The organism is Mycobacterium sp. 852002-51961_SCH5331710 (assembly GCF_001665535.1).
In the GTDB taxonomy this organism is placed as follows: domain Bacteria; phylum Actinomycetota; class Actinomycetes; order Mycobacteriales; family Mycobacteriaceae; genus Mycobacterium.
Window position 1 is genome coordinate 40,301 of the sequence record NZ_LZSQ01000128.1, and the last position, 14,955, is coordinate 55,255.

Here is a 14,955-nt window from a genome sequence, read left to right on the forward strand (position 1 = left end):
GCTAGACGGGGAACGTCGGCGCCGGGTCGCCCAGCCGGTAAGCCTCGACGATGCCGACGCACTCGAATAGCTCCTCGAAGTTGAACTGGTAGTCGTCGGCCGTGCCGACGAACACCACGTGCGCGACGTCGGCAGCATCGTCAGCGGTCAGCACCACGGTCGTGACGGAGACCAGGTCCTCGTCCGGCACGTCGGCCTCTGACGGCGGGTAGAACCACAGCGCGGATTCCTCGTCGGAGAGCTCGTCGTCGAACACCCAGCCCCGCTCGGTGATTCGGGCATCGAAGGCCTCCAGCACCGCCGCGGTCGTGGTCTCCTCGGCCAGCGAGTCCATCACGTTGTCGGGGACCCAGCGCTCGTTGCGGGCGGCCTGCCGCTTACGGCGGCGGGCCTTCTTCGCATCGCTGCGCTTCGACACTTAACGCAGCGCCTGGTCGAGATCGGCCAGCAGGTCGTCCGTTCCCTCCAGGCCCACCGAGATTCGCACCACGCCGTCGCCGAGCCCGATCGCGGCGCGGCCCTCCGGGCCCATCGCGCGGTGCGTGGTGGTCGCCGGATGGGTGATCAACGACTTGGCGTCGCCCAGGTTGTTCGATATGTCGACGATGCGCAGCTTGTCGAGCACCTCAAAGGCCCGCTCCTTCGTTCCGCCCTTGACCTCGAATGTGACAACCGTTCCGCCGCCGGTCATCTGGCGCTTGGCCAGGTCGTACTGCGGATGCGACTCCAGGAACGGGTAACGCACCCAGCTCACGGCGGGATGGTCCTCGAGGAACTGCGCGATCCGCTGCGCCGACGTGTTCTGGTAGTCCACCCGAACCGCAAGCGTCTCCAGTCCTTTGAGCAGTGTCCACGCGTTGAACGGGCTCAGCGCGGGCCCGGTGTGGCGCATCAACTTCTGCACCGGCTCGTCGATGTACTGCTTGTCGCCGAGGATCGCACCGCCGAGCACGCGCCCCTGCCCGTCGAGGTGCTTGGTCCCCGAGTAGACGACGACGTCGGCCCCCAGCGGGAAACCCTGCTGCAGGATCGGCGTGGCGAACACGTTGTCCAGCACCACTTTTGCACCCGCGGCGTGGGCGAGCTCAGAAACAGCGGCGATGTCCACCAGCGACTGCATCGGATTGGACGGGGTCTCGAAGAACACGGCCTGTGTGGGAACCGAGAGGGCCTCCTCCCACTGCGACAGGTCGTCACCGTCGACGAACACCGTCTCCACGCCCCAGCGCGGCAGGATTTCGTTGCACACCACGAAGCACGAGCCGAACAGGCTGCGCGCGGCGACCAGCCGATCACCGGCCCCCAGCAACGCACCGAGCGAGGTGAACACCGCCGCCATCCCCGTCGCGGTCGCGAAACAGGCGGGCGCTCCCTCGATCAGGCGCAGCCGCTCCTCGAACATCGAGATGGTCGGGTTGCCGTAGCGCGAATACACATAGCGATCGATCTCACCGGTGAACGCCTTTTCGGCATCGGCGGCGGAGGCATAGACATAGCCCGACGTGAGGAACAGCCCCTCGGCGGTCTCCTCGAATTCCGACCGCAACAGTCCACCGCGCACGCCGATGGTCGCCTGACTGACCCCCTCGGGCAGCTCGGCGGGTGTCCGGACGGACGGAACCGAATCTTCAGGATGGGAACTCATGACTGCTTCCAGGGCAGTCCGACGGCCTTCCATCCGGTCCCGCCGCGGTGCCCCTCCTCGTCGAGGTGGCCCTCGAAGCCGTCGAGGACGTTGTACGACGGCGCGATTCCGGCCTCGGTGGCGGCCTCGGCCGCGCCGATCGACCGGTTGCCCGAGCGACACAGGAAGACCACCGGGCCAACCTCGGGACCGGTCATCTCGCGGCGCAACTCGTCGACGAACGCGTCGTTGTGCGTGCCGTCGGTGCGGTTCCACTCGATGAACACGACCTCGCGCTGCAGCGACGACAGGTCGGGGACACCGACGAAGCGCCACTCGGCGTCGGTGCGGCAGTCCACCAGCACCGCGTTGGGGGTGCCGGTCAGCAGCTTCCAAGCCTCTTCGGGCGTGATGTCTCCGGCGTAACTCACGGTCGTTGAGTGTCCCACAGCTACCTGGGACCGGGGGAACAGACCTTCCACGCATCGCCGTCGCGGATGAAGGTCATGTCGACGATTTTCTTGTCGTCGGGCGACTTGTCGAAGTGGTAGGTCACCTTGGCGGTCGCGCGGTCACCGTCGATCGCGACGTCGGTGACGTCGTCGACGAACCGCTCACCGCGCTGGGCGACCGAATCACGTTGGGCGGTAAGCACTTCGGTTTCGTCGTGGGCGTGCGCCGCACAGGTGTAGCCGCGGAAGTCGGAGTAGTTCTGTCGCTGTAGTGCATCGTTCTGCCCGACCGCGGCGCGGGCCACCTGCTGGTCGGCGGGCTCGCCTCGGTCGTCGAACAGGTTCAGCAGCCATATTGCGATCACCACGAGCACAAAGATTGTGAGGGCGATCAGGAACGGCGCCGCGGTCTGCCGGTCGCCGGGGGTGGCCTCCGAATCCGACACCGCTACCAGAGCCTGCGCAGCGCGGCCGTGACGCGTCGGGCGCGGTCACGGGCGACTATCGGGTCGGGTGCGGTGGCCAGCGCCACCGCCAGCCGCCGCTTCTCCTCGGTCTCGTCGGGACGATTGAACAGCGCGACGTCGCTCTCGGCGACCGCGAGCGCCTCGGCCAGCACCGCCTGCGGATCCCGGCCGTTCGCCGGCGTCGCCTCCGCACCCGCGTAAACGACCTCCGCGGCGGCGGGCGAGATCATGATCGTGTCGACCGGCAGCCCGAGGATCGCGCGGGCATGCAACTCGAACTCCGAGAGCCGCTGCGAGCGCAGCGTGACCAGCCCGCTGTCGTGCGGGCGCGGACGCACGGTGTCGAAGTAGACCTCGTCCCCGCGCACCAGCAACTCGACACCGAACACCCCGCGCCCGCCCAGCGAGTTCACGATCCGCGCGGCGATCGACTTCGCGGAGTCCAGTGCGGCGGGCGTCAACCGCTGCGGCTGCCACGACTCGAGCACATCGCCGTCGGCCTGGCGGTGCCCTATCGGCTCACAGAAGTGCACCGCGGGTCCGGTCGCTCCGACCGTGCGGATGGTCAGCAGTGTGACCTCGAAATCGATCTCGACCACCGACTCGACCATCACGCGGCCGTGCGGGATCCGGCCGGCGGCGACCGCGCGCTGCCAGGCGGGCTCGACGTCCTCGGCGCGCACCAGCACCGACTCACCTTCGCCGGCGGCCGAAGCGATCGGCTTGACCACCAACGGGAAACCGGCGTGCTGTGCGACCGCGCTCAGCTCCTCGGCCGATCCCGCGAACCAGAACGGAGCGGTCGGCAGGCCAAGCTCGTCGGAGGCCAACCGGCGCAGGCCTTCCCGATCCAGCGACAGCCGGGTGCTGCGTGGGGTGGGAAACACCTCCGCGGCGCCGCGTTCGGCGATCGCGATCAGCGCATCGGCCGCGATGACGCCCGCCTCGGCCACCACGTAGCGCGGGTTCTCCTTTTCGATGAGCGCGGTCAGTTCCTCCGCGTCGTTCATCTTCGCCACGACCGGCCGGTCGGCGACGCCGTGCGCTGGGGCGTCGGCGTACCGGTCCACCGCGATGACCTCGGTGCCCAGCCGCTGAAACGCCAGCGCCAACTCCCGGCTCAGTTCACCGGAGCCGAGCAACATCACCGCCGAGGCGGCGGAGGCGCCGGAGACCGGTTCGGGATCGGTCACCGGATCCCCGGCGTCGGCCGCTGCGTCAGAGGTATCAGTCATCGGGGATCCAGCCTGCCAGACGTCATCGCGTACCCGGTAACGCCGTCGAGCGGACGTCGCGCGGACGTGGTCTGCTCAGCATGCCGACCAACATACGGGCGGCGGAAAGGAGGGTTCGGCATCGTGGCTGCCTCACTGCTCGCGGTTCTCGTGGTGTCGGTGCTGCTGGCGGCGCTGGCGCGCCGATTCGACCTCTCGGCACCACTCGCGCTCGTCGTCGCCGGGCTCGCGGCGGGCCTGATCCCCGGCCTTGGCGACATCGAACTCGACCCGGACCTGGTGCTCTTCGTGATCCTGCCGCCCCTGCTGTGGTCGGCGGGCATCGAGAGCAGCTACCTGGCCCTGCGCCGCAATGTGCGCCCGATCGCGCTGCTGGCGGTCGGCCTGCCGCTGGCGACGACGGTCGCGGTCGGCGTGGTGGCCTTCCACACCGTTCCGGAGTTGACGATCCCCGCCGCGTTGACGCTGGGCGCGATCGTCGCCCCGCCAGACGCGGTGTCGGCCACCGCGATCGGCCGTCGTGTGGGGCTGCCGCGGCGCACGATGACGCTGCTCGGCGGCGAGAGCCTGCTCAACGACGCGACCGCGCTGACCGCGTACAAGGTGGCGCTCGCCGCGGCGGTCGGGGCCGCGACGAGCTGGGGCGACGGCCTGGCCACGTTCGCCCTCGCGGCGGCGGGCGGCGTCGTGGTCGGCGCGGTGCTGGGGGCGCTGCTGTCGTGGATTCGATGGCGCCTCGACGATCCGCTCGCCGAGAGCGCCCTCGGCCTGGTCGCGCCGTTCCTGATCTATTTGGCCGCCGAGGAGATCCGCGGCTCCGGCGTGCTCGCGGTCGTGGTGGCCGCGCTGATCGCCGGGCAGCGCTCGACCCGCGCCAGCTACGCCACCCGGCTGCAGGACTTCGCCGTGTGGAAGGCCGTTCAGCTGGTGCTGGAATCGTTCGCGTTCCTGATGATCGGTTTGCAGCTGCCGAAGGTGGTGAGCGAGCTGGCCGGGATATCGGCGGCGACGATCGCGGTCGCCTCGGCGGCGGTGGTGGCGACCGTCATCGTGGTGCGCATCGTATGGATGTACCTGTTCGCGTATCTGCCGCGGCTGCTCTCACCGCGGATCCGCCGCGACGAACCGGCTCCCACCCCGGCGCAGGTGTTCGTGCTGGGGTGGGCCGGCATGCGCGGCGTGGTGTCGCTGGCCGCCGCCTTCGGTGTTCCGCTCGCGACGCTGTCCGGAACCCCGTTCCCCGGCCGGCCTCAGCTGGTGTTCCTGACGTTCGTCGTGGTGGTTGGCACGCTGCTGCTGCACGGGTTGACGTTGCCGTGGCTGATCCGTCGGCTCGGGGTGACCGGCGGCGAGGCGGCCGCCGACGCCCGTGCCGAAGCGGCGGCGCAGGACAAGGCGTCGCGGGCGGCCGCCGAGCGGCTCGAGGAGCTGCTGACCGACGGCCAGGCCGGCGAGGTGCCCGCCAAAGCCGGCGATGTGCTGCGCGCCTGGAACGCTCAGCGGCGCAAGTCGGCGTTCGAGCGGCTCAGCCGCGGTGCCACCGGCACGGCGGCCGACACCGACGAGAGCCCGTCCGCGGCGTTTCGCCGGCTGCGGCTGGAAATGCTGGCCGCGGAGCGGGCGGCGTTCATCGCCGAGCGCGACGGCGGCCGCATCGACGACGAGGTGCTGCGCTCGGTGTTGCGCAACCTCGACCTGGAAGAGGCGACCCTCAACTCGAGATAGCGGACCGTTCGAGCTCGTTGCGGAACCTGCGCATGGCCTCGATCAGCGCACCGAACGTGCGATGCGCCGCGGTCAGATCCTCATCGGGAAGGCCGGCCAGCGCGTCGCGGGTGCTTTCCCCGAGCGGGGTGAAAAACCCTCGGGCGACGTCCATTCCGTGATCGGCCACCCGCAGGATCACCTTGCGGCGGTCACGGGGATCCGATTCGCGCCGGAAGTGGCCCGAGGTGATCATCCGCTCGACGAGGTAGGTGATGGCCGCGGCCGACATGCCCATCCGCTTGCGCAGGTCCCCCGCCGTCAACGGCGCTCCCTCGGTCTCGGCGACCATCACATGGAGCAGTGCGCGAAAGTCGTTCGCCGCGACCTCATGTCGGCTCGCGAACAGCCGGCCGATCTCATCGGATTCGGCGTTCATCGCCCGCACGTCGGCGGCGATCGCCGCCTCGAGCGCGTCGCGGTCCTCTGGCACGCCGAAAGCATAGGCCGAGTCGGCGAGGCCGGTTTGATTATTAGTTAAGTTTTTGAAATATTTGTAGGCATGTCCCGCCGACTCTCCTGGATCCTCGCGGTGCTCGTGGTGCTCCTGTCCGGCGCGCTGATGGCGTTGGTCGGCAGCGACGACTCGAGCTCGCGGTCGCCCGTGCCCGTCCCCGACGACGCCGAGTCCGCACGCGTTGACGCGCTGCGAGGGCAATTCCCCGGCGGCGAGCAGGTTCCCGCGATCGTCGTGATCACGCGCACCGACGGCGCGCCGCTGAGCCCCGCCGACACCGGTGCCGTCGAGCGGAAATGGCCCGGCGCGCAGGTGTCCGAGGACGGCGCCGCCGCATTGGCGGTGATCCCGATGAGCTCCGAGCTCAGCGGCTTCGAGCTCACCGACGAGGTGAAGAAGGTCCGCGCCCAAGCCGCGGAGGGCCTGCCCGGCGGCTTGCGCACCGAGGTAACCGGCGGTCCGGCCTTCGGCGCCGACATCGCGAACTCGTTCTCCGGCGCCAACTTCACGCTGCTCGCGGTCACCGCGACTGTGGTGGCTCTGCTGCTGATCGTCACCTACCGGTCGCCGGTGTTGTGGCTGGTGCCGTTGGCGGTCATCGGATTCGCCGACCGGGTGGCCGCCGTCTTGGGAACCGCCGTCGCCCAGGCGGTCGGCATGAGCCCGGACGGTTCCACGTCGGGTATCACCAGCGTGCTGGTGTTCGGCGCGGGCACCAACTACGCGCTGCTGCTCATCTCGCGGTACCGAGAAGAGTTGGGCCGCACCGAGAACCACCACGACGCGCTGAACATCGCGGTGCGCCGCGCAGGACCGGCCATCGTCGCCAGCAATGCGACCGTGGTGCTCGCGCTCCTGACGCTGGTGCTCGCGTCGTCGCCGAGCGTGCGCAGCCTCGGCGTGCAGGCCGCCGCCGGCCTCGTCGTCGCCGCGGTGTTCGTGCTGCTGGTGCTGCCACCGCTGCTCGGGCTGTTCGGCAAGCGACTGTTCTGGCCGTTCATCCCGAAGACCGGCGACCGGGTGCTCACCGACAGCGGCCTGTGGCACCGCATCGCGGAATCGGTGGCCCGCAGGCCCGGGCGCGTCGCGACCGTCGCGATCGCCGGTCTCGCGTTGCTGTGCATCGGGTTGACGGCCACCCCGATCGGACTGTCGCAGACCGAACAGTTCCGCGTGCAGGCCGAGTCGGTCAGCGGGTACTCGCGGCTGGCCGAGCACTTCCCCAGCGGCCTGACGGACCCCACCCGCGTCATCGCGTCCACCGACCGCGCCGCCGAGGTGCAACGCGCAATCACTGAGACACCCGGCGTGGTGTCGGCCAATCCCGCCGGCGAAACCCCCGACGGCCTGACGCAGTGGTCGGTCGTGCTCGACGCCGAACCCGCCTCGGACCGCGCCTTCGAAACCGTTGACGCCCTCCGTGATTCGGTGCGAGCAGCCGACCCGGACGCTCTGGTCGGCGGATCCGACGCCACCGCCCGCGACGCCAGCGCCTCCGCCTCCCGCGACCGTGCGGTCGTCATCCCGGCGATCCTGATCGTCGTGCTCGCGGTGCTGTACGTGTTGCTGCGCGCCGCGCTCGCGCCGCTGATCCTCGTTGCGGTCACGGTGCTGAGCGCCCTGGCCGCGCTGGGCTTGGGCGGCTGGGCCAGCGTGCACGTGTTCGGCTTCCCCGCGCTCGACAACACCACGCCGCTGTTCGCGTTCCTGTTCCTCGTCGCCCTCGGCGTCGACTACACGATCTTCCTGGTCACCAGGGCGCGTGAGGAAACTCCTGAGTACGGCACCCGCGGCGGCATCGTGCGGGCGGTATCGGCGACCGGTGCGGTGATCACCAGCGCGGGCATCGTGCTGGCCGCGGTGTTCTGCGTGCTCGGCGTGCTGCCTCTGATCGTGCTGACGCAGATCGGCATCATCGTCGGCCTCGGCATCCTGCTCGACACGTTCGTCGTGCGCACGGTGATCATCCCGGCGCTGTTCACGCTGATCGGGCCGCGCATCTGGTGGCCGGCACTCAAAGCCGCCGATCCGGGCTAGCGGGTAGCGTCGTGTCATGACGCAAGCACCGGAACTGCCGCCGCTGCACATGCGTCGCGACGCGTTCGATCCGACCCCGGCGCTGACCGAGATCCGCGAGACCTCCGGCGTCCGCACGGTCGTCAACTCCTTCGGCATGACCGTGTACCTGGTCACCCGGCACGACGACGTCAAACAGGTGCTGTCCGACCACGAGCGGTTCTCCAACGGCCGCCCGCCGGGCTTCGTCCTCCCGGGTGCGCCGACGCTGTCGGAGGAGGAGCTGGCCAGTTCGCGTGCCGGCAACCTGCTCGGCCTCGACCCGCCGGAACACCAGCGACTGCGCCGCATGCTCACCCCGGAGTTCACGATCCGGCGGATCAAGCGGCTCGAGCCCCGCATCCTCGAGATCGTCTCGACGCACCTGGACATGATGGAAACCGCCGGTGCCCCCGCCGATCTCGTCGAGCACTTCGCATTGCCGATCCCATCGCTGGTCATCTGCGAACTGCTCGGCGTGCCGTACGAGGACCGCGATGATTTCCAGCACCGCAGCGCGCGCCAGCTGGATCTGTCGCTTCCGTTCACCGAGCGCCTCGAACTGCAGCGCGCCGGTCGGGCGTACATGCGGTCGCTGGTCGAGCGCGCCCGGCGCAGGCCCGGCGACGACATCCTCGGCATGCTGGTCCGGGAACACGGCGCCGAGCTCACCGACGACGAACTGGTCGGCATCGCCGGGCTGCTGCTGCTCGCCGGCCACGAAACCACCTCGAACATGCTGGGATTGGGCACGCTTGCCCTGCTCCGGCATCCCGATCAGCTCGCCGCCGTCCGCGACGATCCCGATGCGGTCGGACCCGCGGTCGAAGAGCTGCTGCGGTGGTTGTCGATCGTGCACAGCGCGATCCCACGCATCACGACCACCGACGTCGAGATCGCCGGTGTCGCGATCCCGGCCGGCCAGCTGGTGTTCGCGTCGCTGCCGTCGGCCAATCGCGATCCCGACTTCATCGACGACCCCGACGTTCTCGACATCGGCCGCGGCGCCGCGGGTCACCTCGCATTCGGCCACGGCGTACACCACTGCCTCGGCGCACCGCTGGCCCGAATGGAGATGCGGGTCGCGTTTCCCGCTCTGCTGCAACGCTTCCCGGCGCTGCGACTGGCCGAGGACTTCGGCGATGTGCAGTTCCGGTCGTTCCACTTCATCTACGGTCTGAAGTCGCTGTCAGTCGATTGGAGGTGACGAGAAGTGAAGGTGCACGCCGACCGCGACGTCTGCATCCAGGCTGGCAACTGCGTGATGTCGGCCGATGCCGTTTTCGACCAGGACGACGACGGCATCGTCGTGGTGCTGGTCGATGAGGTGCCCGACGACGAACTCGACCGCGCCCGCGAAGCCGTGAAGCTCTGTCCCTCACAGGCTTTGCGGCTGGTCGACTAACCGGGGCGAGGACGGACGAGAAGCACGACGCTGACCGCCAATACCCACGCCGGGAAGATCAGCGTCAGCCACATGCTGATGTCGGCGGCGAGCAGCACCCCTACCGCCACGACGTATGTGCCGATAGCCAGCCAGCGGGGCATCAACCGGGTGCGCAGCCAGATCGTGGCCAGCGAGATCATGAACACCGCCGCCATGCGGAGCGCATACGTCTTGCTCAAAGACATGACGAGGGTGTGCCCGAACTCCCACACCTCGCCGCTGCTGTGCCCGACGGCGACGCTGACGGCCGACGCCGCGAACATCAGTGCAAGGAACAGTAGTCCGCTCCCGAGGAAAACCGTCGAGAAGAATCTGTCCTCGTAGCCGCCGAAACCGTCACGCACCACGCCGATGAACCACAGGAACGCGATGCCGGCGAACGGCATCAGCACGCCGGCCACCCGCATACGGGCGTCGCCGCTGTCGGGAATCGCGGTGCGGACCAGATAAACGACGGCCCCGAACAACAGCGCGAACGCGACACCGGCCAGCGCGGCCGAGCGCGGTGTGGTCAGGCGTCGGGGCCGCCGGTCGGCCTGCTCGGTCGTCACGCCGTGATCGTGACACCGGGATCACGAAAGTGCGGGCGGATCGCGATTTTCCGTCCGCTACGAATCCGTCAGCGAAGCGGCCTCACGGCTGTCCGGCGAGCAACTGGATCATCAACCCGTTCGCCTCGGCGAGCAGATTTTCCTCGGGGTCACGCAATTCGGCGTTGACGAACGCCTTGCGCCCCTGGGCTTCACGCAGCCATCCGCGCGCGGTGAGCTTGGTGTCGATCGGGGTCACCTTGCGGTAGTCGACGTGCAGGAAGCCGGTGCGGCTGATCGGCCGGCCCACGGCGTGGATCACCATGCCGAACATCGAGTCGAACAGCAGCGGCAGCACGCCGCCGTGCACGGCGGAGTTACCACCCACGTGGTAACGGCTGAACGTGACCTCGAGTTCGACGCCGTCGGCCTCGAACTTGGTGACCATCCACGGCGGCATCAGCAAGCTGCCCGCCCCCGGCAGCGACGGTGTCCGGTTGGCGGGACCGACACCTTCGCGGGCGCGGTAGGGATCGAGCAGCTTGACCAGTTCCTCGACCCGGTCGGCCGCCTCGTCCCAGGTGTCCGGGGCCGGGTCCGCGGAGACGGCGAGGTCCTGCGCCTGGCGCATCGCGGTGAGGAAACGTTCGAAACCGGGTCCGGGTTGGGCCGGCTCGTACACCGGGAACCCGCCGTGGCGGTCGTATTCGGGGTCGACACGCCGCGGGTCGAGCCCGTAGTCGGCGCTCATCGTTCGGTTGCCAGGATGTCGCGGCGCACGATGGTCTGGTCCCGTCCGGGGCCGACGCCGATGCACGAAACATGGGCCCCGGCAAGCTCTTCCACCCGCAGCACGTAGTCACGCGCCTTGGCCGGCAGGTCGTCGAATTCGCGGGCGCCGGAGATGTCCTCCCACCAGCCCGGCAGCTCTTCGTAGATCGGCTCGGCGTGCGCGATGTCGGACTGGGTCATCGGCATGTCGTCCAACCGCTTGCCGTTCACCCGGTAGCCGACGCACACCGGCACGGTCTCGAGGCTGGACAACACGTCGAGCTTGGTGAGGAAGTAGTTGGTGATGCCGTTGACCCTGGTGGCGTATCGGGCGATCACGGCGTCGAACCATCCGCACCGCCGCCGCCGGCCCGTCGTCACGCCGAACTCGCCGCCCGTCTTGGACAGGTATTCGCCCTTCTCGTCGAACAACTCGGTCGGGAACGGCCCCGAGCCCACGCGCGTCGTATAGGCCTTGAGGATGCCGAGCACCGTGGTGATCCGGGTCGGCCCGATACCCGACCCCACGGCGGCACCGCCGGCCGTCGGATTCGATGACGTCACAAAGGGATACGTGCCGTGGTCAACGTCGAGCAGGGTGCCCTGGGAGCCCTCCAGCAGCACCGTCTCGCCCTTCTCCAGCGCCGTGTTGAGCAGGTAGCGGGTGTCGGCGATGCGGTGCTTGAACCCCTCGGCCTGACCGAGCAGGTTGTCGACCACCTCCGCGGCCTCGAGCGCCTTGCGGTTGTAGATCTTCACCAGCACCTGGTTCTTGAACTCCAGTGCGGCCTCGATCTTCTCGGCCAGCAGCACCGGGTCGAGCACGTCGGCCATGCGGATGCCGATGCGGGCGATCTTGTCCTGGTAGCAGGGTCCGATACCGCGTCCGGTCGTGCCGATCTTCTTGCTGCCGGCGTACCGCTCGACGACCTTGTCGATCGCGACGTGATACGGCATCAGCAGGTGGGCGTCGGCGGAGATCAGCAGCCGCTCGGTGTCGACGCCGCGGTCGACGAGGCCCTGCAGTTCGGTCAGCAGCACACCCGGGTCGACCACGACGCCGTTGCCGATGACGTTGGTGACGCCCGGCGTCAGGATTCCCGACGGGATGAGGTGCAGGGCGAAGTTCTCACCGGTCGGCAGAACCACGGTATGGCCGGCGTTGTTGCCGCCCTGATACCGCACGACCCACTGGACGCGGCCACCGAGCAGATCGGTGGCTTTTCCTTTGCCCTCGTCGCCCCACTGCGCACCGATGAGCACGATTGCCGGCATGGCTAGGACCTCGCAATTCCCGGCTACTCTTGCACGAAACCTTGTTGCAGCCGGTGAGCCACCCTATCCCAGCCACTTGCGAGGAGCCGAACTTGAACACCGCTGACGTCGTGGTGTTGCGTTTCGGCAAGCGTCGGCTGCCGCGTGCGCTGCGCGGGATACCGGTCGCCGACACGGCGGATGCCCCCTGTCGGCGCCTGATCGTTCTCGGCTCCGACGCCGACCTGGCGACCGTGCTGACCGGGCTGCTGCGCACCGACCGGCTCGGTGTCGAGGTGGCCCACGTGCGGCGGCCGTGGCACGCACGCCGGGCGCTTCACGGGAACGCCACCCGGGTGCCACTGATCCGCGACGACCGGGGAACCGCCCTGGTGGGGGCCGCCTTCTGGCTCGGGGAGAGCGGGCTGGAGAAGGGTTCGCCGCCGGCCGAGCTGACCGGCGAGGCGGTGGTCGACGACGAGGTGCTGTTCGACGGCGCCGTGACCGGGGTGCGCATCGAGCCGACGACGACGATGCCGGGCCTGCGCGCGAGCGTGCTGTCGCGCCATATGCGGCCGCGCCGGTGGGTCACCGGGCGTGCCGCCCAGCTCGGCAGCACCGGCGCATTCGTGGTCCGCGACGGGGTGATGGCCCCGCGTCCGGTCCGGCGCTCGACGTTCTACCGGCACACCGAAGGCTGGCTGCGGGTCGTCTGACCTCCGGTAGCGTCGACGCGTGAGTGTTCGTCCGCTGCACCAGTCGGTGCGGCCCAGCCCCGTCTTCCTGGCCATCGTGGCGGCCACCGTCGCCGGTGGCGTCGTGGCGTGGACGTGCACGACGGACACCTCGCGGCCGCTCGCCTACGTCGGGGTGTTCACGTTCGTGATCGCGGGCTGGCTGGTGTCGCTGTGCGTACACGAGTTCGCCCACGCGTACACCGCGTGGCGGTTCGGCGATCGGGACGTCGCGACACGCGGCTACCTCACGCTCAACCCGCTCAAGTACTCCCATCCGCTGTTGTCGATCGGGTTGCCGGTGCTGATCATCGCGATCGGCGGGATCGGCCTGCCCGGTGGCGCGGTGTACGTCCGCACCGGCTGGATGACCCCACGGCAGCGCAGCGTGGTCAGCCTCGCCGGGCCGTTCACCAACCTGGCGTTCGCGGCGCTGCTGCTCATCCTGACGAGCGCGCTCTTCGACCCCGCGCACGGCGTCTTCTGGGCCGGCATGGCGTTCCTGGGCTTCCTCCAAGTGACCGCGTTCGTGCTGAACATGCTTCCGGTGCCCGGGCTCGACGGATACGGCGCGCTCGAGCCGCACCTGAGCCCGCAGACGCAACGAGCCGTGGCCCCGGCCAAGCAGTGGGGGCTGCTGGTCCTGCTGTTGCTGCTCTTCAGCCCCGGCCTCAACCGGTGGTTCTGGCAGCTGGTGCTGTGGTTCTTCGACTTCTCCGGCGTGGCGCGCCCGCTGGTGTGGCTGGGCAGCGATCTGACCCGCTTCTGGTCGGCCTGGTTCTAGGCATCCGCGACGCGGGGCGCACACCCTTGCGACATATGCGGACTTGCGCATAGATTGCTGGCATGGGCGCCGGCCACGATCACAGCAGAGGCGACACCCGCGTCAGCCGGATGGTCATCGCCGCGGCGATCCTCACCGCCTTCTTCGTGGTCGAGCTCGTCACGGCGCTGCTCATCGACTCCATCGCGCTGTTGGCCGACGCCGGGCACATGCTGACCGATCTGGTCGCGATGTTCATGGGTCTGACCGCGGTCCTTCTCGCCCGCCGCGGCAGCGCCTCCCCCGCGCGCACATACGGGTGGCACCGCGCCGAGGTGTTCACCGCCGTCGCCAACGCTGTGCTCCTTCTCGGAGTCGCGGGGTTCATCCTCTTCGAGGCGATCGAACGGCTCGGCCACGCGCCCGAGGTGCCCGGTGTGCCGATGATCGTCGTCGCGCTGGCGGGGTTGGCGGCCAACGCCGTCGTGGTGCTGCTGCTGCGCTCGCACTCCGAGGAGAGCCTGGCCGTCAAGGGCGCCTACATGGAGGTCGTCGCCGACACCGTCGGCAGCATCGGGGTGCTGATCGCGGGCATCGTAACGGTCACGACGCACTGGCCGTACGCCGACGTCGTGGTCGCTGTGTTCGTCGCGCTGTGGGTGTTGCCGCGGGCGTTCTCGTTGGCGCGGGCGGCACTGCGGATCCTCTCGGAGTCCTCACCCGCGCACATCGACGTGGAGGAGCTGCGGAGCGCGCTGTGTGCGGTGGAGGGCGTCACCGACGTGCACGACCTGCACGTCTGGACGCTGGTGCCGGGCAAGGACATGGTCACCGCGCATCTGACCAGCGACCGCGATTCGGCGCTGGTGCTCGACGATGCGCGCGCCGTGCTGACCGAACGCGGGCTGGACCATGCGACGGTTCAGGTGGAACCGGGTGACGGTGCCGGTGACTGCAACTGCGAGGCGGAGTAGTCAGGCGAGCCCGAGTTCGGCCCGCGCCGACGGATCGCAGTCGTCGAGCAGATCCAGGCAGCGCTGGTTCTCGTCGGTCTCGCCGATCGCGTCGGCCGCACGGGCCAGGGCGGCGACACAGCGCAGGAAACCACGGTTGGGCTCGTGGCTGTAGGGCACCGGACCGAAGCCCTTCCAGCCGTTGCGGCGCAGCTGATCCAGCCCGCGGTGGTATCCGGTGCGCGCATACGCGTACGCGGTGATCGCCCTGTCGTCCTCGAGCGCCTCCTCGGCCAGCGTCGCCCAAGCGACCGACGCGGACGGATGCGCGGCCGCCACGATCGCGGGCTTCTCGCCCGAGGCGAGTTCGGCTTCCGCCTCGCTGTCGCCGGGCAGCCGTACCGGATCCGGCCCGAGGAGATCACCCATCCCTGTCATGACCCCATTGT

The 14,955-nt window shown here is 69.2% G+C and carries 17 protein-coding genes; 7 read left to right on the plus strand and 10 right to left on the minus strand.

The features are described from left to right. Position 1 precedes the first annotated feature (1 nt). From A5752_RS25340 to purT, 5 genes are read right to left on the minus strand one after another with little or no spacing between them, the layout of a single operon-like run. Positions 2–418: a hypothetical protein gene (locus tag A5752_RS25340; RefSeq protein WP_067091818.1), complete on the minus strand. Its 417-nt coding sequence runs from the start codon at positions 416–418 to the stop codon at positions 2–4. After that, the gene (locus A5752_RS25345; protein WP_067091820.1) at positions 419–1,645 is read right to left on the minus strand and encodes an O-succinylhomoserine sulfhydrylase; all 1,227 of its coding nucleotides are present in this window, start codon (positions 1,643–1,645) and stop codon (positions 419–421) included. It lies immediately after the preceding gene. Next, positions 1,642–2,055, minus strand: a complete 414-nt coding sequence (locus A5752_RS25350) for a rhodanese-like domain-containing protein (protein ID WP_067091822.1) — start codon at positions 2,053–2,055, stop codon at positions 1,642–1,644. The genes A5752_RS25345 and A5752_RS25350 overlap by 4 nt, the downstream gene beginning before the upstream one ends. A gap of 20 nt (positions 2,056–2,075) precedes the next feature. Then, on the minus strand, positions 2,076–2,531 hold the full coding sequence (locus tag A5752_RS25355; protein ID WP_067091824.1) for an Rv0361 family membrane protein: 456 nt from the start codon (positions 2,529–2,531) through the stop codon (positions 2,076–2,078). Then, positions 2,525–3,778, minus strand: coding sequence for a formate-dependent phosphoribosylglycinamide formyltransferase (gene purT, locus A5752_RS25360; protein WP_067091827.1), 1,254 nt, complete (start codon positions 3,776–3,778; stop codon positions 2,525–2,527). The genes A5752_RS25355 and purT overlap by 7 nt, the downstream gene beginning before the upstream one ends. A gap of 123 nt (positions 3,779–3,901) precedes the next feature. Here purT and A5752_RS25365 point away from each other — a divergent pair, with 123 nt between their 5' ends. Continuing rightward, positions 3,902–5,503, plus strand: coding sequence for a Na+/H+ antiporter (locus A5752_RS25365; RefSeq protein ID WP_067091829.1), 1,602 nt, complete (start codon positions 3,902–3,904; stop codon positions 5,501–5,503). Here A5752_RS25365 and A5752_RS25370 read toward each other — a convergent pair. Then, on the minus strand, positions 5,490–5,921 hold the full coding sequence (locus A5752_RS25370; RefSeq protein ID WP_067091962.1) for a MarR family winged helix-turn-helix transcriptional regulator: 432 nt from the start codon (positions 5,919–5,921) through the stop codon (positions 5,490–5,492). The genes A5752_RS25365 and A5752_RS25370 overlap by 14 nt on opposite strands. A 123-nt stretch (positions 5,922–6,044) precedes the next feature. Here A5752_RS25370 and A5752_RS25375 point away from each other — a divergent pair, with 123 nt between their 5' ends. Genes A5752_RS25375 through A5752_RS25385 form a run of 3 tightly spaced genes read left to right on the plus strand, consistent with a single transcriptional unit; the run spans position 6,045 to position 9,459 of the window. Further along, the gene (locus A5752_RS25375) at positions 6,045–8,036 is read left to right on the plus strand and encodes an MMPL family transporter (RefSeq protein WP_067091831.1); all 1,992 of its coding nucleotides are present in this window, start codon (positions 6,045–6,047) and stop codon (positions 8,034–8,036) included. A 16-nt stretch (positions 8,037–8,052) separates the two neighbouring features. After that, positions 8,053–9,261 (plus strand): cytochrome P450, encoded by a 1,209-nt coding sequence (locus A5752_RS25380; RefSeq protein ID WP_067091833.1) that lies wholly within the window; start codon positions 8,053–8,055, stop codon positions 9,259–9,261. Positions 9,262–9,267: 6 nt separating this feature from the next. Then, the gene (locus A5752_RS25385; RefSeq protein WP_067091834.1) at positions 9,268–9,459 is read left to right on the plus strand and encodes a ferredoxin; all 192 of its coding nucleotides are present in this window, start codon (positions 9,268–9,270) and stop codon (positions 9,457–9,459) included. Here A5752_RS25385 and A5752_RS25390 read toward each other — a convergent pair. The 3 genes from A5752_RS25390 to A5752_RS25400 all read right to left on the minus strand — a co-directional run bounded on the left by A5752_RS25390 (position 9,456) and on the right by A5752_RS25400 (position 12,077). Then, entirely contained in the window at positions 9,456–10,052 is a 597-nt protein-coding gene (locus A5752_RS25390) for a hypothetical protein (protein WP_231983515.1), read from the minus strand. The genes A5752_RS25385 and A5752_RS25390 overlap by 4 nt on opposite strands. Before the next feature lie 82 nt (positions 10,053–10,134). After that, positions 10,135–10,782, minus strand: a complete 648-nt coding sequence (locus tag A5752_RS25395; protein ID WP_067091836.1) for a PaaI family thioesterase — start codon at positions 10,780–10,782, stop codon at positions 10,135–10,137. Then, positions 10,779–12,077, minus strand: a complete 1,299-nt coding sequence (locus tag A5752_RS25400) for an adenylosuccinate synthase (RefSeq protein WP_067091838.1) — start codon at positions 12,075–12,077, stop codon at positions 10,779–10,781. The genes A5752_RS25395 and A5752_RS25400 overlap by 4 nt, the downstream gene beginning before the upstream one ends. A 92-nt stretch (positions 12,078–12,169) precedes the next feature. On the opposite strand from A5752_RS25400, the gene A5752_RS25405 reads away from it, so the two are divergent. The 3 genes from A5752_RS25405 (at position 12,170) to A5752_RS25415 (ending at position 14,527) form a co-directional block, all read left to right on the plus strand. Further along, on the plus strand, positions 12,170–12,772 hold the full coding sequence (locus A5752_RS25405; protein ID WP_067091840.1) for a peptidase M50: 603 nt from the start codon (positions 12,170–12,172) through the stop codon (positions 12,770–12,772). A gap of 19 nt (positions 12,773–12,791) precedes the next feature. Continuing rightward, positions 12,792–13,574, plus strand: coding sequence for a site-2 protease family protein (locus A5752_RS25410; protein WP_067091842.1), 783 nt, complete (start codon positions 12,792–12,794; stop codon positions 13,572–13,574). A gap of 62 nt (positions 13,575–13,636) precedes the next feature. Then, on the plus strand, positions 13,637–14,527 hold the full coding sequence (locus A5752_RS25415; RefSeq protein WP_067091843.1) for a cation diffusion facilitator family transporter: 891 nt from the start codon (positions 13,637–13,639) through the stop codon (positions 14,525–14,527). On the opposite strand, the gene A5752_RS25420 is transcribed toward A5752_RS25415, so the two are convergent. Further along, positions 14,528–14,944 (minus strand): DUF3151 domain-containing protein, encoded by a 417-nt coding sequence (locus A5752_RS25420; protein WP_067091845.1) that lies wholly within the window; start codon positions 14,942–14,944, stop codon positions 14,528–14,530. It lies immediately after the preceding gene. Between the last annotated feature and the right edge of the window lie 11 nt (positions 14,945–14,955).